An 18,578-nucleotide genomic window follows, 5' to 3' on the forward strand; every position below is an offset into this window, starting at 1 on the left:
TTAAGCTCAGGGATCCCCCACGGGCTCAAAGGCCGGCGCTAGGCGGGATCCCGTCAAGCTGCCAGCGTCAATCCTGGGAGGAGAAGGATTTGTGGCCTATCGTGTAACGTTGATCCCCGGCGATGGCATTGGCCCGGAAGTAACCAGGGCAATGACCACAGTCCTGGAGGCCACCGGGGTGGACTTGGAGTGGATCCGAGTAGAAGCAGGGGTAGAGGTGATTGAGAAATACGGCACGCCTTTGCCACCGCAGGTGTTGGAGTCCATCCGGGAAACCAGAGTGGCCATCAAAGGGCCCATCGGCACCCCTGTAGGCACGGGCTTTCGCTCAGTCAATGTAGCCATCCGCAAAGAGCTGGATCTCTACGCCAACCTGCGCCCGGCCAAGTCCCTCCCCGGCATCAAAAGCCCCTTTCAAGACATTGACCTGGTGGTGGTGCGGGAAAACACCGAGGATCTCTACGCCGGGATCGAGTTCGAGCGAGGCACCCCCGAAGCAGCCCACGCTCGCGAAGAGATGATGCGTCTTTCTGGCAAGTTCATCCGCGAGGGATCTGCCATTGGCATCAAACCCATTTCGGAGTTTGGCAGCCGTCGCATTGTCAAGTTTGCCTTCGAATACGCCCGCCAGAATGGCCGCAAAAAGGTAACGGCCGTTCACAAAGCCAACATCATGAAGTTTACCGACGGCCTGTTTTTGCAGGTGGCACGGGAGGTGGCCCAGGAGTACCCCGACATCGAGTTTGAAGATCTCATTGTCGACAACATGTGCCTGCAACTGATGCAAAAGCCCCAGCTCTACGATGTGCTGGTGCTCACCAATCTTTATGGGGATATTATCTCCGACCTGTGCGCCGGGATGATCGGCGGGCTGGGGGTGGCGCCAGGGGCCAACATCGGCGATGGCATTGCGGTTTTTGAGGCTATCCACGGCTCAGCGCCCAAGTATGCCGGCCAAAATAAGGTCAACCCCTCTGCCCTCATCCTCTCCGGGGCCATGATGTTGCGCTACCTGGGCGAGCGGGAAGCCGCCGCGAGGGTAGAAGCGGCAGTGCAGTCGGTCATTGCCGAAGGCAAATACGTCACCTATGACCTGGCGCAAGGGGAGCCTGTGGGCACCCAGGAGATGGCCGAGGCCATCGCCGCCCGCGTCCAGGAGATGGCTCCTCCCCAGGATCCTATTCCCATCGAGTCCTAGATCCCTGCTTCCCTCGGGAGAGGGTGAGGGCTCAGTAACCTAGAACCGGATCCACCACCCCCAGCAAGGGTTCTCCCAGCCGAAAGCGGCTCACATTTTCCCGCACCCGCTCGGAGAGGGCAGGGACAATCATGGCGTCGGTGATGGCCGTGTGGGGGGTAATTAGGCAATTGGGCAAGCGCCAGAGGGGATGTCCATCGGGCAGCGGTTCTGGATCCGTAACATCCAGGGCGGCACCCCGGATGATCCCCTCCTGCAAGGCGGCCACCAGGTCAGGGGTGACGATATGTTTGCCGCGCGCCACATTGACCAACCAACAGCCGGATCCCATCTGCTCCAGCTCTGGCCAGGCGATGATCCCCTCTGTCTCGGGGGTGAGGGCCAAGGCCAGGATCACCACATCCGCTCCTGCCAGCACTGCCTGCCGCTCCGCCAACGTCACCACCCGGCTGGCTCCCGGCAAGGGATCCGCCCTGCGCCGCACCACCTCAACGGAACACTGGAAGGGCTGCAACAAGCGGATCAGGGCCTGGGCAATGCCCCCCGCCCCGAAGATGACCACGCGGCTGCCCCAGAGGCTGGTGCCGGATCCCGGCTGCCAAGTCTGGGCCAGAGCGCGGTGCTTGAGATCCCGCAGGCCGGCCAAGGTGAGGGCCAGGGCATGCTCGGCCACCGCTTGGGCATAGACCCCCTTGCCGCAGGTCCACACATAGGCGGGATCCAGGATCCCTGCCTGGGCAAAAGGCTCCACGCCCGCCCAGGGCAACTGCACCCAGCGGATCCCCTTTCCTTCGGCAAGACACTGCTTGAGCTTGGGCACGTCAAAGGCATCGGCCCACACCAGAGCCTCCGCTTCCGCCAGCGGCACCAGTTCGCCACCCCCCGCCAGGACTGCCTCTTTTAACCAGGGTCGGAGGTGGTCGGGTTCGACGGCTATGCGTCTGCCTTGGATGCCCATCAGAGCTCTCGAAGATGACTTCCCCTTTGCCAGGATATCGCTGGCAGAAGGGGGTGGGAAAAGCCTCAGAACTGTTAAGGGATCCCAAAGGGAGGATGGGAAGGGATGCCGGAATCGCTAGGTTAGGAGCTGTAGCCTCTGCCTCTTCTTCTCGTCTTCAGCCCATGACCCTTTCTGAGTTTTTGACCTTGGTGCTGCTGCTTTTTCCGGGCATTCTGCTGTCTTTGATTTTGATGGCCACTTTTGCCGCCGGCGGATAGGAGCTGCCAAGCTTGCTCAAAGCCAAAAACTTGCCCTCTTCCTGCCAGATGCAGTTTCCCAACTTGGCGCCTTGGGTGGTGCCGGCAAGGTGGGTCTCTTGGTCCAAAGCTGTGGCCTGGGCGGGGGCAGCTCTCCTCTTGCTCAGCAACCTACCTGTCCCTGCCCAGACGCTCCTCAACGGGCAGCCTGTGCGGGTAGTAGAGGGGATCCCTTTGTACCAAAGGATGGTTTGGCTGGAGGATCGACGGATCCTGGTTTCCGTCGTGGCAGTTTCCCTAGCCGCCGGCCAGTTGCGCCCCATTTGGGCCGACCCTGCCAGTCTAGTGGGCCTGGGGGAGCTGCCCGCTTTTAGCCGCGAACGGGGAGCGGTGGCTGCTATCAACGGCGGCTTCTTTAACCGCAATACCCGCCAGCCGCTGGGGGCCATTCGCCTGGAAGGCCGCTGGATCTCCAGCCCCATCTTGGGCCGAGGGGCGATTGCCTGGTTTGACGCCGCCAATTCTCCCCCTGGCTTGGAGCCGGTGCGCTTTGCCCGCCTGCGGATGCAAATAGAGCTGCGCAACGACTTGGGGGATCGGATCCCCTTGGTCGGCATCAACAGCGGCTACATCCTGCCCGGGATCGCCCAGTACACCCCTGATTGGGGATCCACCTACACCACCCAGACGGACGACGAAGTTCTCCTCATTGTGCAAGAAGACCGGCTGCAGCAGATCCTGTCGGCAGGCGTGGCCGGCAAAGTGACGGTGCCGATCCCTCCCAAAGGCTACATACTGGCAGCACGAGGGCTAGAGGGCGCTCTAGAAGCCGGCAAGCTGATCCCAGGAGATCGCCTCCGGCTGGACTGGACGGTGGATCCGCTGGAGCTGGAAGCCTACCCCCACATTCTGGGGGCAGGGCCGCTCTTGCTCTTGGACGGCCAGGTGGTCCTGGATGCCGAATTGGAGGGGTTTCAGCCTCTCTTCCGCCGGCAACAGGCTGCCCGCAGCGCCATCTGTCTGCGGCAGGGGCAACCGGACAACAGGGATCTGCTCCTGGTGGCCGCCGGCAATGCCCAGGAAAACCAAGGGCTCACCCTGTTGGAGATGGCGCAGTTGTTGCGGCAGTTGGGCTGTCGCCACGCTTTGAACCTAGATGGAGGCCGCTCTTCCACACTGGTGCTGGGGGAAGAAGCCGTCAATCTGGAGCCAGAGATCGGACTAGCCGACGGCGAGACTGATCCCAATACAACGAGATCTCGGCGGCGCCTACCCCGGGTTCACAATGGCTTGGGTTTTTTCTCCAACCTAAGTCGCTAGCGGCAAACCAAGACAACTCTTCCGGCAGCAGGATATGGTTCTTTTGATGTACGGCTCGAGCGTCGGATCCCCATCTGCTTTCTGGCTACTTTTTAATCAGCTTGACACTCCCTCTGCCTGAAGGCGCAGTCCACAAACGAACTCGTAGAGGCCTTGTCAAGCCACCCCTAGACAGCCCCTTGAGGCAGAGCCCCAAGGTTCTACTTACTTTTCTGAGACTAAAGGAGGCTTCTCAGAGAAGAAAGAGCCTTGCCCCCCTTGCGCCATAGGATCCCGGCAACATCGGTACCCAAGGATCTGGAGCGCGGAGTGACCGGCTTCAAATGGGATCCAACCCCAGCTTTTTCCGGCAACCCTGACGGGAGCCGCTACGGATCCGTTCCTTGTCTGCAGCGATCCTGCTTGCCTACAGAACCCTCATAAAGTTGGCAAAAACCCAATAGAAATTCCCATTCATTTGATCAGGAAACAGCGACGCAATCTATATAGAAATACTGAAGTTTAATTCAACAGAAAAACTATCAAACAACCAACTGTACGAAAAATTGGTCTTGCAATAAGTTTTACATTATTTTCCAATTAACCGCCGATCCTGATAGACCTTATCAAAAGACCATCTTTATGACGGCAGTAAACAATCTGCGTTTATCGACCTAAGAAAGTAGACCTTCTGGCTCTGTGGTCGCAACCTTTCTCAAATGAACTACTTTGGAATGCACACAAGTTCTTCGACTTCCAATCAAGCGGATTAGTCTATAGTCTATGCCGAGCAAGGCTCCTGGGACGCCTCAAGTCTCTTTTCTATTGAGTTGAGCAAGCCGCCGTCATTGGCCTTCTCATGTATTGAGAGTTAATCTTATCTAGAAAAAGTGATCTTTTGCTTGCATCTTTTTGGGGCACATTTTCGTGATTAAGCAAGATGGCTAGACGCTTAAGCTTTTACACCTCGGCGGAAGTTTTATTAAGATCTCATCCAAAAGCTTTTCTTCTCGCCCATCGCCTCCGCCTGGCAAAAAGCTAGGATGGGCAAGGATTATACTTTCTAACACCGTATTCGGGGCGATTTGTGTGTCGACGGGAAACAGAACTGACTCGTTGACGAATAGGCACAGGTGGTGTTTCATGGAATCCGTAGTCAATGTTTTCCACCACTTGTAAGCCTTGCGTCCCATCAGTTGCCGTTTGCCTTGGCAGGCGGTAGTTGCTTGTGGCTCTCCTTCGCGTCTCCGCAACGGTGACGGATAGGGCTTTTGTTCCTCGGCAAAGCCGCCCAGACCAAGGGCCTTGTCCCCTAGCCCCCTCACGAGATAAAACCGTGGTTCGCACTGCCTCACCCAATCCTATGCCCTCCCCCAAGGATGCCGTTCCTGTTGCCCGCATCAAACAGCCTGCAGCCCAGGCCAACCCTGCTGCCGGCGACCGCTTTTTCCAGCGGGACGGAGCCTTTTCTGCCCAGCTGATCCCCCAGGGATCCCTGCAGCTCTACACCCATCCCAGCCGGGGCATGTTCACTCCTGTGATGGCTCAGGCACTGCGCTTGGCCGGCCAGGGGACGCGGGTGTTGATCGTGCAATTTCTCAAGGGCGGGATCAACCAGGGGCCGGAAAATCGTCTTTTGCTGGGCAGCTCGCTGGAGTGGGCCCGCTGTCGTCTGCACCGCTGCATCGATACGCCTCACCTGGAGCCGGAGGAGCGGGTGGCTCTGGACGAGCTGTGGCAATTTACTCAGGAGGCGGTCAGGAGTGGCCGTTATGGCTTGGTGGTGCTAGACGAGTTGGGCCTGGCCATCAAGCTGGGCCTGATCCCGGAGGCGCAGGTGCTGGATTTGATCGATCAGCGCCCAGTCTGGATGGACATGGTGATCACCGGGCCGGAGATGCCGGATTCTCTCCTGGAGCGCGCCGATCTGATCACCCAGCTACGTCCACGGCGGGATCCAGTCCTCGTTCCTCCTTCCCCAGAGGGCGGCCCCCCGCCGAGAATGGATCCCTAGCGGGTCAGCAGCTCGTAGCCTTGCCAGCAGCGACTGCGCTCTCTTCTCCAAACTCTCTGGCCTGTCGGGCAGCCTGTTGCAGCCATGTTAAAAAACGACCGCTGGATCTACGAGCAAGCGCAACGGGGGATGATCGAGCCGTTTTGTCCTGAGCTGGTGCGCCGCGTGGAGTGGAACGGCCAGATGCGGCCCGTCTTGAGCTACGGGCTCTCGTCCTACGGCTACGACATTCGCCTGTCACCGGTGGAGTTCAAGATCTTCCGCCACGTGCCCGGCACGGTGGTGGATCCCAAGCGGTTTAACCCCAAAAACCTGGAACCTGTGGAGCTGCACCACGACGAGATGGGGGACTACTTCATCATCCCCGCCCACTCCTACGGCCTGGGCGTCTCCCTAGAACGGCTGCAAGTCCCGGATAACATCACCGTCATCTGCATTGGCAAGTCCTCCTACGCGCGGGTAGGGCTGATCGCCAACCTCACCCCAGCCGAGGCGGGGTGGCGGGGCTATCTCACCTTGGAGTTCTCCAACGCTTCCAGCGCCGACTGCCGCGTGTATGCCAATGAAGGGGTGGTGCAGCTCCTCTTCTTGGAAGGGGATCCCTGCCAGACCACCTACGCCGACCGCCAGGGCAAGTACCAGGATCAACCCCAGCGGGTGGTGGTGGCCAAGGTCTAGGTGGCACACCCTCCCCCCAATCCCTCCCGGACAAAGCCTCTGGCAACCGGCATCCGTCGGCTATGCTGGAGGCGTGCTGCTGTGTTTGTCCATGAGCCATTCTTTCCTACTGGCTGCTTCTGCTGGCCAAGCCGAACCCGGCCAGCTTCTTCCAGGGAGCGTTGGAGAGCTCAACCCGGATCTCCTAACGGCTAGCTACGACTACTCCCTGCCCCCTGAGCGGATCGCGCAAGCCCCTGTGGAGCCACGGGATCAGGCGCGAATGCTGGTGGTGTACCCAGATAGGCACGAGCACCGCCGCTTCTGCGACCTCCCCGACTACCTGCAGGCCGGGGATCTGCTGGTTCTCAACGACACCAAGGTAATCCCAGCCCGGCTATGGGGGGCTAAGGTTTTGCCGGGAAAGGACGCTTCCGGGGCACGGGTGGAGGTTTTGCTGCTGGAGCCCATCCCGGCCAACACCTCCAAGCAGGAGCAAATCTGGCGGGTCTTGGTTAGGCCAGGCAAACGGGTCAAGGTGGGGGATCAAATCCGGTTTTGGGATCGCCAGGGATCCCCGGCTGAACTGGGGGCCACAGTGCTGGCCGTGGACGCGGAGACGGGTGGCCGGGTGGTGCAGTTGACCTGGGAAGGGGCGGATACCTTTGAGCAGATCCTGGGGCGGGTGGGGCGGATCCCGCTCCCTCCCTATCTGAAAGCTGCCCACGCCCTTGATCCGACAAGCGCGGGAGTCCGACCTGAAGACTATCAAACGGTCTGGGCCAGACACCCGGGCTCGGTGGCCGCCCCCACCGCCGGGCTGCATTTTACCCCCCAGCTCTTGGAGCGGCTGGCCCAAAAGGGGATCCAAACTGCCTACATCACCCTCAACATCGGCCTGGGCACCTTCCGCCCGGTGGAGGCGGAGCGAGTAACCGACCACCGCTTGCACAGCGAGTGGCTCAAGGTGCCAGCGGAAACGGTGGCCACTATTCGCGAAACCCAGGCCCAGGGAAGGCGGGTGATTGCCGTGGGGACAACGGTGGTGCGGGCACTGGAAACGGCAGCCCTCTGCGGCACCCTGCAACCCTGGCAGGGAAAAAGCGACCTCTTTATCTACCCCGGCTACTCCTGGCGGGTGGTGCAGGGGCTGATCACCAACTTTCATCTGCCCCGCTCCAGCCTGATGATGCTGGTGGCAGCCTTGATCGGGCGAGAGCGTTTGCTGGATCTCTACCAAGAGGCCATCCGGGAGGGTTATCGGTTCTACTCCTTTGGGGACGGCATGCTGATCCTGCCCTAGGGAGAACCCTGCCCTTTGGCTAAGGGTTTGCCAGGAGGGTCGGCAGGACGGTCTTGGCCAGTGGCAAACCAAGTTTGGAGGCGCTCCCATTCCACTTGGGGGTAACCATCCACTGCCCAGTTGGCCCGCCGCTGCAACATGTGCAGCGGGAAGAAGGTGGCTAGGGCCAAGACCGGGATCCCTTGCGAGCGAGCTGCTTGAATGCCGGCGTAGGTGGCTTCAAAACTCAAGCACTCCTGAGGGGAAAGCCCCATCCGCTCTAAAAGCAGACGGTGCAACTGCCCCGGTGATAGGGCGGGATCCCCTGCCTCGCCGGTTACGCGGTAGCGAAAGTCATGAGTCAGCCGCGCCAGAGCTGGACAGGGGAAGCGCTCCAAAAAAGCCTCCACCTCAGCAGCGGCGTGGCCGCTCACTAGGCCCACCTTGAGCTGCAGCCGCTCCAGCTTCTCTAGGGCCTCTGCCAAACCGGGGACAAGAAGGGATCCCTTTTGCTCCTGCAACGCCTGCCGGTAGTAAAGGGCCTTGCGCTGCAAAAGTCCTTCTTGCTGCCTGGGGCTGAGCACCCGTCCCTGGGCTTGCCAAAGGGCAAGGAGACCCTCCCGATCCGGTTGGCCCAGATGGTGTAGCCGATAGAGCTCTTTTTGCGCCGGGGATCCCAGATCCCAGGGACGCAGGTTCTCCTCCAGCAGCACTTGGTTGATGGCGTGGAGGTGCAGCCCCTCGTCGTCGGCCACCACACCGCTCCAGCTTAGGATTACCCCTTGCAGCGCCATGCGAGGTCCTATTTCAGATTCTCCGGACAATTCTGAGAAGCTGGGATCCCTGGGCGGGTAGGAGGAGCCATAAAGCTGGGGGGAAGGGGTTCGGGGACGTGCCTTTGCAGGATCTCGTCGATGGCCTGCATTGCCTCCGCCTCCAGAGACCAGCCCCAAACTCCGGCTAGGTCATCCAGCTGCTGGCGCTTGCGCGCTCCCCATAGGATTGCACTCACCCCTGGCTGATCCAAGAGCCAGCGCACCGCCAACTGGGGCAGCGTTTTGCCGTAGCGCTCCCGCGCCAGCCGGCTCAGCTCTTCTGCCGCTTGCAGGTACTGGGAGTAGCGAGGCTCTGCAAACTTGGGATCGATGCCGCCGCGCAGATCTCCAGGCGGAAACTTGGTTTGCGGAGTCAGCCTTCCCCCCAACAGCCCCCGGCAGAGGGGACTGTAGATTAGCGTGGCAATGCCGTTGGCCTGGCAGTAGGGCAGGACATCTGCTTCGATCTGGCGCTCAAACAGGTTATAGGGCGGCTGGGCCGTGTGTAGGGGTCCCGGCAAGGACCCGGAGCTAGAGGATGGCAAGCCCCAGAATTGGCGGCAGTATCTGCTGGAACTCAGTGGTATTCCCTGGTGGATCGGCAAGCTCAAGACGTACTTTTACCTGGCGACAGGACAACTGCAGCGATACCCTTACGTTCCCGAAGCGGAATTGAACTGGGTCAAAACGTAGATTTTATGCACCTCTGAATTAATGCAATTGCTGACAGGAATATCAATCAAACGGTATTTCCCAGCTAGGGGTACAGCAGGTTTTGCCCGTAATTTGGTCAAGGGATACAGCCGTGTTCCAGCACCGCCGCCTAGAATAATCGCCAAAACCCGCTTCATGGTTTCGCCTCCCCTTGCGGTTGTCAGTATCAGGGTGCCCCGCTCCGGTACCGCTGACAAGAGTATCTTACTCCTGTTGTAGCATTTGTTGCACTGCCCTTACTCAGGAACAGTGGATGAGTTCCTGGATGGCATCCCGAATAAATGCCGCATCTACCGGATTTTGGTAGGGATTACCGGCTCGATGCCCCCACAGGGAAGGAATCTCTTTGTACATCGCATTGGGGATGTATTCCGCCTCGGCCCGACAGTCTGCGGGGGTGAAATAGAGATCGGTTTGCCCGGCCATGACCAACGTATGGGCACGAATGCTTCTGAGAGCCGCCTGGTAGTCGCCCTGGTAAATGGGGTTATCACTGACATCACAGCGAATCCAGGTTTCGAGCATCGCCAGCAAATCATGGGGATCACGGCGGCGATAATTGGCCTCCCAACCACGAACCAGGTAGTCTTCCAGCGAGGCATACCCCAACCCCTCATAGAGCCTCTGGTTAAAAAACGGCTGGGATACCGCCCAACTGGCGTAGATGTAGGCAAAAGCCCGAAACCCCCGGTCAGGTACCCCCACAAACCGCCGCCCATTCCAAGCCGCATCCGCTGTCAGCGCCGCCCGTAAACTTTCCAAGAACAGCCGGTTGTGAACCGTAGTTTTAGCCGTACCGCACAGAGCCGCAATCCGTTCTACCCGCTCTGGAAACAGCGCCCCCCAGTGATAGGCCTGCTGCGCCCCCATAGACCAGCCGTAGATGAGGGCAATCCGCTCAACCCCGAAATGCTGCCGCACGAGACTCTCTTGCAGTCGCACATTGTCCCAGTGGCTAAACCAAAAGCCATCTTCCCGCAGCCCACAGTTGGGGTCATTACTGGGCGAAGTCGAACAGCCATTGCCCAGCATATTGGGAATGACAATAAACCAGCGTTCCGGGTCGAGAATGCCATCGGGGGCAATGAGCCAATCAATATCCGAATGGTGCGCTCCGAAGGACGTGGGGTACAGCACCAAGTTATCCCGCCGGGGAGAAAGCTGACCGTAGGTGGCATAGGCCAGCGTCACCCGGGGTAAACAGACGCCACACTGTAGCTCAAAATGCTCCAACTGCCAGAACTGGGTCCTCATCCGGTCAAGGATTGGATGATCTGATAATGCACCCTCAGGTATCCCGCCTCCACGTGTGCCAGATGGGGCCGCAGGTAGGCATGGGCCTGAGCCAGTGCATGGAAAGGCAGCGAAGGGTACAGATGGTGCTCCGCATGGTAGGGCATATTCCACATGAGTAACCGCACCGGCCAAAGCGTAAGCGTCGTGCGGGTGTTGGTCAAAGGATTCTCATCCTGGCTACAGCCCGTGTGTTCCGCCAGCAGAATAAAGCGCAAAATCGGTTGCCCTACCGCCAAAGGCCATAACCACAGTACCAGGAACCCAGGCCAGCCCGTCCCTACCCAGATAGCCATCCCCAGGGCATAAACAGCCAACTGCCACCGCACCGAGCGGATCACCTCTGCCCGTGCCGCTTCGGGAACGTAAGGGTATCGCTGCAGTTGTCCTGTCGCCAGGTAAAAGTACGTCTTGAGCTTGCCGATCCACCAGGGAATACCACTGAGTTCCAGCAGATACTGCCGCCAATTCTGGGGCTTGCCATCCTCTAGCTCCGGGTCCTTGCCGGGAATTTGCGTGTAGCGATGATGCCACGTGTGGTAGTAGCGGTAAAAGGTACTGTTATAAAACGACAGCAACCCTGCAAACCAAGCAACACCGTCGTTGATTTTGGGGCTGGCAAAAGCCGTGCGATGGACGCATTCGTGCAACGCCGCAAACATGGTCGCCAAACTGGTTCCGTAAACCACCAACGCAGGCAGGGCAACCCACCAGCGCCATCCCATCTGGGTCCACCACAGACTCCCACTGACCCCCATAACTGCTAGGTGCATCAGTAATTGCACCCATCCCGCCCGGTCGGAGCGCACATGGAGTTGCTTGAGCACTTCTGCTGGAATCAGACGGTGGGGATCACATGGCCACGCTTCCACAGTACGATTGGCTGACATACCCGCCATAAAAGCCCATTGGAGTCAACATATTCCCCGGTAATTTTAGACAAACATTGCCGTTGCCATCGTATCCTAGGCAACCCTTTAGCAGTCCAGGGTTGTTTCTCGTTCCCAGGGAGTAATCTGGCGGCTGTACTCCTGCCATTGCTGTTTTTTCAACTTCACGTAAGCATCAACGAAAGCATCCCCCAAAGCCGCCCGAAACATGGCACTGCGATCCAAATGTTCCAGCGCTTCTATTAGGGACGTAGGCAGAGTCGGCAATCCGGGAATCGGGTCGGTGTAGATATTGTTGTCGCAACGAGTACCAGGGTGACGCTGGTGACAAATCCCATCCAGCCCCGCTGCAATCAGACCCGCCGCCAGGAGATAGGGGTTAGCCGCACCATCAGCCAAACGCAACTCAAACCGACCCGGCTCAGGGATGCGAATCAGGTGGGTGCGGTTGTTGCCGCTGTAGCTAATCGTGGCAGGTGCCCAGGTGGCCCCCGAAGCCGTAGGCGGCGCATGGAGACGGCGATAGGAATTCACCGTCGGGTTGGTCAGGGCACACAACGCCGGAGCATGGTACAGCACCCCGCCGATAAAGTAATACGCCAGCGACGAGAGACCCAGTTCCCCTTTGGCATCGGCAAACAAATTGGTTGTCCCGGTCACATCCCAAACCGACAGATGGGTATGGCAACCATTGCCCGTCAGATGGGGAAATGGCTTGGGCATGAACGTCGCCCGATAGCCGTGCCGTTCCGCAATGCTTTTCACCATGTATTTGAAAAAGGCATGACGGTCGGCGGTAACCAGCGCATCGTCAAATAACCAATTCATTTCAAACTGCCCGTTAGCATCCTCGTGGTCGCTCTGGTAGGGATGCCAACCCAGCTTTTGCATCCCATCGCAGATACCCCGAATCACCGCAAAACGACGCATCAGGCTTTGCTGGTCGTAGCACGGCTTGGCTTGGCAATCCTGCCCATCGGAAATGGCCCACTCCGTAGGGGATAGGAGCATAAACTCACATTCCACCCCCGTCCTGACCCGGAAACCCAGGCGTTCTGCCTGCGCCAACACCTTTTTCAGCACCCAGCGTGGCGTTTGTTCCAAAGGCTCCCCGTTGGCCTGAATCAAATCCGCAGGCATCCACCCCACCTCTGGTTGCCAAGGTAATTGGAATAGGCGCTGGCGATCCGGCTGGGCAAACACATCCGCATCCGCAGGGGTCAAATCCAACCACGTAGCAAATCCCGCAAAACCTGCCTGCCCATCGGCCATGCGGTCAATTGCTGAAGCAGGCACCAACTTGGAGCGCTGCGTGCCAAACAAATCCGTAAATGAGATCAGGAAATAATCAATACCCTGGCTGCGGGCAAGTTCTGAAAGTACCGGCATCATTAGAATTACTAGGGTTATCGAGTCAGTTTAGGCACTCAACCCCGGCAAAAGTGTCATCTCAGATACGAAAGTCCCAACTATCGTGATCAGGGAGAATACAGCCACCTGGCGGAAGCGCTCCATCTGCTCTGGAGAAAAGTTGCTCACCCCAATGGCGCGGATCTTTCCTTCCTGGAGTAGGCGGCCGAAAAAGGCAGCTGTCTCCTCTAGCGGCTCCAAGGGATCCGGCCAATGCACCTGGTAGATGTCGATCACGTCGGTTTGCAGGCGGCGAAGGGAGTTTTCCAGATCCTGAGCTAGCCAACTGAGGCTGCAGTTGCGCACCACCTTGCCGTTTATCCACTGCAGGCCGGCCTTGGTGGCGATCGCCACTCGATCCCGGCAGCCGGCATCCCGGATGGCCCGTCCCAAAAGCTCTTCCGAAAGGCCGCGGCCGTAGGCCGGAGCCGTGTCAAAGAGGGTAATCCCTAGGTCAATGGCCTTGCGGAGGGTGGCATAGGCCTCCTGGGGATCCGCCGGCCCCCACCAATCCCCGGTCATGCTCCAGGTGCCCAACCCCACGCGGCTCAGCCGGAGCCCCGTCTTGGCAAGTGTAACAAACTCCATGGCAACTTCTGCAAAGGATCCCGTTTCAGGATGCTAACAGGCGCCAGGGGAGGACAAAGCCGGTTGCGCAGACAACCCACGTGCCTAGCTGCTGGTGGAAAAAGAGTCCGGGCTTTTGCCTCTACTTTCCTAACTAGAGGCTCAGTAGAGTGGGGATTGAAAAATTCACATCGGCATGGCTCTATGAAGTCCATTTTCCGTCTCTGCCTGGGCGGCGTTGTAATCTGGGGATTCCTGCCTTCTGCCCAGGCGCAGGTGGTCACCCCCCTTTTTCCAGAACCTGCCAGAACCCCGATTCCAGTCGAGCCGCTGCCCCCTAGCCAGGATATTCCCACTCTGCCGATTGTGCCAGATCCGCGGCCTGTGCCGCCCACACCCCCCCGGCCAAGGCCGCTGCCGACGGGGACTTTTGAGGAAATCAGCCGCTACTTCCGCGATCTCAACCGGGCCAAGAACTTGGCCCGCCAAGCGGCTGAAATTGCCAACGGGGGCTTGCAGCGCTACCGCGCCGAAGCTGCCATGCACGGGGCGGCCATCGACGCGCCCTTTGAAGAGTTGGAAGATGCCTGGATCTTCACCTTCCGCGGCGGCGAGCCCGGCTTCGTCCAGCCCAGCATTGAAACCCAGGTGCGGGTGGATCGGCGCACCTTTCAGACCACCATCCTCTACAATGGCCCCATTCGCTCCCGGCGCTGAGGAAGCCCTGGGATCCCTGGCATAATCATCAAGAAAGGGCAAGGGTCGGGGGTATGGCCAAGTTTGTCTTCATCACCGGCGGGGTCGTCTCCAGCATTGGCAAAGGCATTGTAGCGGCTAGCCTGGGCCGTCTGCTCAAGTCCCGCAACTACACCGTGTCGATTTTGAAGCTGGATCCCTACATCAATGTGGATCCCGGCACCATGAGCCCCTACCAGCATGGGGAAGTGTTCGTCACCGACGATGGCGCCGAGACAGACTTGGACTTGGGCCACTACGAGCGCTTCACCGACACCAACATGTCCAAGCTCAACAACGTCACCACCGGCGCCATCTACCAGGCGGTGATCTACAAAGAGCGGCGGGGGGATTACCAAGGCAGCACGGTGCAGGTGATCCCCCATGTTACCCAGGAGATCAAAGAGCGCATCCGGCGGGTGGCCCGCGAGACCAACCCCGACGTGGTGCTGGTGGAGGTGGGGGGCACGGTGGGGGATATCGAGTCTCTGCCCTTTTTGGAGGCCATCCGCCAATTTCGCAAAGATGTGGGCCGGGCCAATGTGGCCTATGTGCATGTTACCCTGGTGCCTCTCATCAAGGCGGCGGGGGAAATGAAAACCAAGCCCACTCAGCACTCAGTCAAGGAGCTGCGCTCGATTGGGATTCAGCCAGATGTGTTGGTGTGCCGCTGCGAGCAGCCCTTGCCCCGCAGCATCAAGGAGAAGATCTCCGAGTTTTGCGACGTGCCGGTGGAATGTGTTATCCAGGCCCAGGATGCCCCCAGCATCTACGATGTGCCCTTGGTGCTGGAGCAGGAAGGGTTGGCGCAGCGGGTTTTGCAGATCCTCAACCTGGAGCCGCAGCAGCCGGATCTGCGCGAGTGGGAGCTCCTGGTGCAGCGGCTGCACCACCCTCAAGAGCAAGTGGAGATCGCCATTGTCGGCAAATACGTGCGCCTTACCGACGCCTACCTCTCGGTAGCGGAAGCCCTGCGCCATGCGGGCCTGGCTCTCAATGCCGGCGTTACCCTGCGCTGGATCTCTTCTGAGGAAGTCGAGGAGCGGGGACCAGAAACTCTGCTAGCGGGGGTAGATGGCGTAGTGGTGCCAGGGGGGTTTGGCAACCGCGGCATCGAGGGCAAGGTGGCCACCATTCGCCACGTGCGCGAGCGGGGCATTCCCTTTCTGGGGCTGTGTTTGGGCATGCAGTGTGCGGTGATCGACTGGGGATGCAACATTGCCGGCCTGGAGCGGGCCAACAGCTATGAGTTCGATCCCGACACCCCCCACCCCGTCATCAGCCTGTTGCCAGAGCAAAAAGATGTGGAACATTTGGGGGGAACCCTACGCCTGGGCCTCTACCCCTGCCGCATTCTGCCCGACACCCTGGCAGCCAAGCTCTATGGTGAGTCAATTGTCTATGAGCGCCACCGCCATCGCTATGAGTTCAACAACGCCTACCGCAGCCTATTCCTCGAGTCCGGCTACGTGATTAGTGGTGTCTCGCCCGATAACCGCCTGGTGGAAATTATCGAGCTGCCCAGCCACCCCTTTTTCATCGCCACCCAATTCCATCCCGAGTTTCGCTCCCGCCCCAACCGTCCCCATCCCCTCTTTTTGGGGCTGATCGAGGCTGCTTTGCGCAGCCGTTCCCGGCCACAAGCCCTGCAGTTGCAGAACACAGGCTAGGGCATTGGGGTTAATTCAAGAGTTGTCGTTTCTAGCGCGCTATGCCCCGCCACCGAAAAAAGTCGGATTTGCCCAGCAAAATCTGTCTCACCTGCGGCAGGCCCTTCACCTGGCGCAAGAAGTGGGCCGACTGTTGGTCAGAGGTGAAATACTGTTCTGAGCGGTGTCGCAACCGTCGCCCCAAGGGATCTCTTCCAGCTAACGGTTAGGGCAGATAATGGGATCCCGGACGCAGGGGGGAAGGGTTGTCGATGCGGTTTCTCAAGTGGCTGTTGCACAATCCTCACGAAACCGAAGAGGAGGATCCCTTTTTGCGGGCCATCACCCGCATCGAAAGCCTGATCTCGAAGCTGCTTTCCATCTTGATGATCGGCCTGATTGTGGTGGCCGTGGTGGATTTGGCCCGCTTCCTGGTGGCCGATCTGCTGCGGGAGCCAACCGGGTTTTTCTCCACTACTTTGATCGAGATTTTCGGCCTTTTTTTGAATATCCTGATCGCGCTGGAGATTCTGGAGAACATTACCGCCTACTTGCAAAAGCAGGTGGTGCAGGTGGAGCTGGTGATTGTTACCTCTTTGATCGCGGTGGCGCGCAAGATCATTATTTTTGATTTTGAGAAGCTGGGGAGTCTAGATCTCATTGGGCTGGCAGCGGCAACGCTAGCCCTCTCCGTTAGCTACTGGCTGGTGCGGCGGGCCAAACCCCCATTCCGGTCGGGGGATGAGTAAGGCCGGACGGATCCTGGTAGGATAGGGGCGGAGCTTTCTGGCAAGAAACGTGCGCGTGCCCTCTGGCATCACCCACCTGTTCAAGCTGGCTTTGCTGGCAGTGCTGCTTTGGGTGGGATCCGGCGTTGTTTCGGCTCTGGCCCGCCCGCATTCTTCTTACGATTTGCTCCTGGCACAACAGTTGGGCAAAACCGTGAAAACCTACAACAGTCCTCCCCCCATGGTGATCGACCCGGCCAAGTCCTACACGGCCACGCTGGAGACCACCGCCGGCACGATGGTTTTGGAGCTGTTCCCGCAGGAAGCTCCCCTTGCCGTCAACAATTTTGTCTTTTTGGCCCGGGATCACTTCTACGATGGCGTCATCTTTCACCGTGTCATTCGGGGCTTCATGATTCAGGGCGGGGATCCCACCGGCACGGGGCGAGGCGGGCCGGGGTACCGCTTTCCCGATGAGCCGGTGCAGCGCCCCTACACGCGAGGAACCTTGGCCATGGCCAATGCCGGCCCCAACACCAACGGCAGCCAGTTTTTTATCATGCATGCCGACTATCCCCTGCCGCCCAACTACACCATCTTTGGGCAACTAATCGAGGGGGAGGACGTGTTGGATAAAATTGCTACTGCACCCACCGGCCCGCAGGATCGTCCCCTCAAGCCGGTGGAGATCAAGTCTGTTCGCATCTCGGAATCGAACTAGGTTGGGCCAATCCGGCAAAACAGTTTGGTTAAATTAACTTGGCCTCTGGCCCCATTTTTGCAACTTGCTCTATGGGGGACTCAGGTATGGAGTTCGCTAGGCCCCGGCGAATGTCCCCCCGCATTTTGGCTCTGGATTTTGATGGTGTGCTCTGCGACGGGCGGGCGGAGTATTTTGCCTCTTCCTGTCGGGTCTGCGCCCAGGTGTGGGGCCTTGCTCCTGCCCAGTTGGAGTCGTTGCGCCCTGCCTTCGACCGCCTGCGCCCGCTGATCGAGACCGGCTGGGAGATGCCCCTGCTGCTGTGGGGGCTGCAGCAAGGGATCCCCGAAGACGCTTTGCGCCAAGACTGGCCCGGCTGGCGGCAGCGGTTGTTGCAGGGAGCGGGGATCTCCGAGCAGGCTTTAGCCCAAAGGCTGGATGAGGTGCGGGATCGCTGGATCGAAGAAGATCTGCAGGGCTGGCTGGGGCTGCACCGCTTTTATCCGGGAGTGGCGGCTTGGATGCGCCAGATCCAGGCTGCTGGCGAGCCCCGCCTGGCCATTCTCAGCACCAAGGAGGGGCGGTTTATCCAGCAGCTTTTGCTCCGCGAAGGGATCCAACTGCCGCGCCACCGTATCCTGGGCAAGGAGGTGCGCGCCCCCAAGGCCACCACCCTCCGGCGGCTGCTAGCAGCAACCCAGGTAGCGCCTGAGGAACTCTGGTTTGTCGAGGATCGCCTGCAGACGCTGCGCCAGGTGCAAAGGGTGCCGGACCTGGAGCAGGTGCTCTTGTTTTTGGCTGCCTGGGGCTACAACCTGCCCGAAGAGCGGCAAGAGGCGGCGCGGGATCCCCACCTCCATTTGCTTAGCCTGGAACAGCTCTTCCAGCCCTTTGAGCAGTGGTTGGCTGCTCCTTCCCCCCGCCTTGCTATCAGCCCGGCCAGCCCGGAAGACTTGAGCCGGGCCCGGCTCACCCCTGGCCGGAAACGCCCGGAAGCCGGTTTGGCCTCGCTGGTGCTGACCTTGGTGGAGCTGCTGCGGCAGTTGATGGAAGCGCAAGTGGTGCGGCAGATGGAGGCCAACCGCCTTTCTGCCGAGCAAATCGAGCGGGCCGGCAGCAGCCTCCAGGCCCTGCGGCAGCAAATTCGGCAACTCTGCGCCCTGCTGGAGATCGACCCGGCAGAGCTCAACCTAGATCTGGGGGATCTGGGCTCTCTCTTGCCCCGCCAGGGGGACTACTACCCCGGCCAACCCCACGGCGAGGGATCCCTGCTGGAACTGTTGGATCGGCTGATCAACACCGGGATCGTCATCGACGGCGAGATCGACCTGGGCTTGGCCGACTTAAGCCTCATCCACGCTCGCCTACGATTGGTGCTCACCTCCAGCGCCAAGCTTTCTTGAAACCAGGAAGTGTCGATGGAGACAATT

18 protein-coding genes and 1 pseudogene are annotated in these 18,578 nt (G+C 59.5%); 11 read left to right on the forward strand and 8 right to left on the reverse strand.

Annotation, left to right across the window (positions count from 1 at the left end; all coding sequences use genetic code 11):
- Window positions 1-91 precede the first annotated feature (91 nt).
- A complete protein-coding gene (locus ACVWXC_RS00335) occupies window positions 92-1,198 on the forward strand; it encodes an isocitrate/isopropylmalate dehydrogenase family protein (RefSeq protein WP_099812112.1) in 1,107 nt (368 codons plus the stop codon).
- Window positions 1,199-1,229: 31 nt separating this feature from the next.
- On the opposite strand, the gene ACVWXC_RS00340 is transcribed toward ACVWXC_RS00335, so the two are convergent.
- On the reverse strand, window positions 1,230-2,156 hold the full coding sequence (locus tag ACVWXC_RS00340) for a D-isomer specific 2-hydroxyacid dehydrogenase family protein (RefSeq protein ID WP_011430313.1): 927 nt from the start codon (window positions 2,154-2,156) through the stop codon (window positions 1,230-1,232).
- 272 nt (window positions 2,157-2,428) lie between these two features.
- On the opposite strand from ACVWXC_RS00340, the gene ACVWXC_RS00345 reads away from it, so the two are divergent.
- The 4 genes from ACVWXC_RS00345 (at window position 2,429) to queA (ending at window position 7,668) form a co-directional block, all read left to right on the forward strand.
- Entirely contained in the window at window positions 2,429-3,715 is a 1,287-nt protein-coding gene (locus ACVWXC_RS00345) for a phosphodiester glycosidase family protein (protein ID WP_240527662.1), read from the forward strand.
- A 1,342-nt stretch (window positions 3,716-5,057) separates the two neighbouring features.
- Window positions 5,058-5,708, forward strand: coding sequence for a cob(I)yrinic acid a,c-diamide adenosyltransferase (locus ACVWXC_RS00350; protein WP_099812110.1), 651 nt, complete (start codon window positions 5,058-5,060; stop codon window positions 5,706-5,708).
- 84 nt (window positions 5,709-5,792) lie between these two features.
- Entirely contained in the window at window positions 5,793-6,386 is a 594-nt protein-coding gene (gene dcd, locus ACVWXC_RS00355; RefSeq protein WP_011430319.1) for a dCTP deaminase, read from the forward strand.
- 91 nt (window positions 6,387-6,477) lie between these two features.
- Window positions 6,478-7,668 carry a tRNA preQ1(34) S-adenosylmethionine ribosyltransferase-isomerase QueA gene (gene queA / locus ACVWXC_RS00360; protein WP_099835927.1) on the forward strand — a complete coding sequence of 397 codons (1,191 nt, stop codon included), beginning with the start codon at window positions 6,478-6,480 and terminating at the stop codon, window positions 7,666-7,668.
- Here the strand turns inward: queA and ACVWXC_RS00365 are convergent.
- The 7 genes and pseudogenes from ACVWXC_RS00365 to ACVWXC_RS00395 all read right to left on the reverse strand — a co-directional run bounded on the left by ACVWXC_RS00365 (window position 7,665) and on the right by ACVWXC_RS00395 (window position 13,357).
- The gene (locus ACVWXC_RS00365; protein ID WP_457391163.1) at window positions 7,665-8,441 is read right to left on the reverse strand and encodes an HAD family hydrolase; all 777 of its coding nucleotides are present in this window, start codon (window positions 8,439-8,441) and stop codon (window positions 7,665-7,667) included. The genes queA and ACVWXC_RS00365 overlap by 4 nt on opposite strands.
- Window positions 8,442-8,449: 8 nt before the next feature.
- Window positions 8,450-8,983: an aldo/keto reductase gene (locus ACVWXC_RS00370; protein ID WP_457391165.1), complete on the reverse strand. Its 534-nt coding sequence runs from the start codon at window positions 8,981-8,983 to the stop codon at window positions 8,450-8,452.
- A gap of 141 nt (window positions 8,984-9,124) precedes the next feature.
- A pseudogene (locus ACVWXC_RS00375) lies at window positions 9,125-9,313 on the reverse strand (sugar phosphate nucleotidyltransferase); the annotation flags it as partial.
- A gap of 103 nt (window positions 9,314-9,416) precedes the next feature.
- Window positions 9,417-10,430 carry an alpha/beta fold hydrolase gene (locus ACVWXC_RS00380; RefSeq protein ID WP_099816139.1) on the reverse strand — a complete coding sequence of 338 codons (1,014 nt, stop codon included), beginning with the start codon at window positions 10,428-10,430 and terminating at the stop codon, window positions 9,417-9,419.
- On the reverse strand, window positions 10,427-11,359 hold the full coding sequence (locus tag ACVWXC_RS00385) for a fatty acid desaturase family protein (RefSeq protein WP_099816140.1): 933 nt from the start codon (window positions 11,357-11,359) through the stop codon (window positions 10,427-10,429). The genes ACVWXC_RS00380 and ACVWXC_RS00385 overlap by 4 nt, the downstream gene beginning before the upstream one ends.
- Before the next feature lie 87 nt (window positions 11,360-11,446).
- Window positions 11,447-12,751, reverse strand: a complete 1,305-nt coding sequence (glnT, locus tag ACVWXC_RS00390) for a type III glutamate--ammonia ligase (RefSeq protein ID WP_457391168.1) — start codon at window positions 12,749-12,751, stop codon at window positions 11,447-11,449.
- Window positions 12,752-12,778: 27 nt separating this feature from the next.
- Window positions 12,779-13,357, reverse strand: coding sequence for an aldo/keto reductase (locus ACVWXC_RS00395; RefSeq protein WP_240527658.1), 579 nt, complete (start codon window positions 13,355-13,357; stop codon window positions 12,779-12,781).
- A 183-nt stretch (window positions 13,358-13,540) separates the two neighbouring features.
- Between ACVWXC_RS00395 and ACVWXC_RS00400 the strand changes: the two genes are divergently transcribed.
- From ACVWXC_RS00400 to gvpJ, 6 genes are all read left to right on the forward strand, one after another.
- Window positions 13,541-14,053 carry a hypothetical protein gene (locus ACVWXC_RS00400; protein ID WP_457391170.1) on the forward strand — a complete coding sequence of 171 codons (513 nt, stop codon included), beginning with the start codon at window positions 13,541-13,543 and terminating at the stop codon, window positions 14,051-14,053.
- 53 nt (window positions 14,054-14,106) lie between these two features.
- On the forward strand, window positions 14,107-15,741 hold the full coding sequence (locus tag ACVWXC_RS00405; RefSeq protein WP_457391172.1) for a CTP synthase: 1,635 nt from the start codon (window positions 14,107-14,109) through the stop codon (window positions 15,739-15,741).
- Window positions 15,742-15,782: 41 nt separating this feature from the next.
- A complete protein-coding gene (locus ACVWXC_RS00410; RefSeq protein WP_071813515.1) occupies window positions 15,783-15,950 on the forward strand; it encodes a DUF2256 domain-containing protein in 168 nt (55 codons plus the stop codon).
- A 42-nt stretch (window positions 15,951-15,992) separates the two neighbouring features.
- A complete protein-coding gene (locus ACVWXC_RS00415) occupies window positions 15,993-16,469 on the forward strand; it encodes a phosphate-starvation-inducible PsiE family protein (protein WP_457391174.1) in 477 nt (158 codons plus the stop codon).
- A 220-nt stretch (window positions 16,470-16,689) separates the two neighbouring features.
- On the forward strand, window positions 16,690-17,169 hold the full coding sequence (locus ACVWXC_RS00420) for a peptidylprolyl isomerase (protein ID WP_011430327.1): 480 nt from the start codon (window positions 16,690-16,692) through the stop codon (window positions 17,167-17,169).
- A 110-nt stretch (window positions 17,170-17,279) separates the two neighbouring features.
- Window positions 17,280-18,551, forward strand: coding sequence for a gas vesicle protein GvpJ (gvpJ, locus tag ACVWXC_RS00425; RefSeq protein WP_228375199.1), 1,272 nt, complete (start codon window positions 17,280-17,282; stop codon window positions 18,549-18,551).
- Window positions 18,552-18,578: the final 27 nt, after the last annotated feature.

The sequence above is a fragment of the Thermostichus sp. OS-CIW-20 genome, assembly GCF_054061455.1.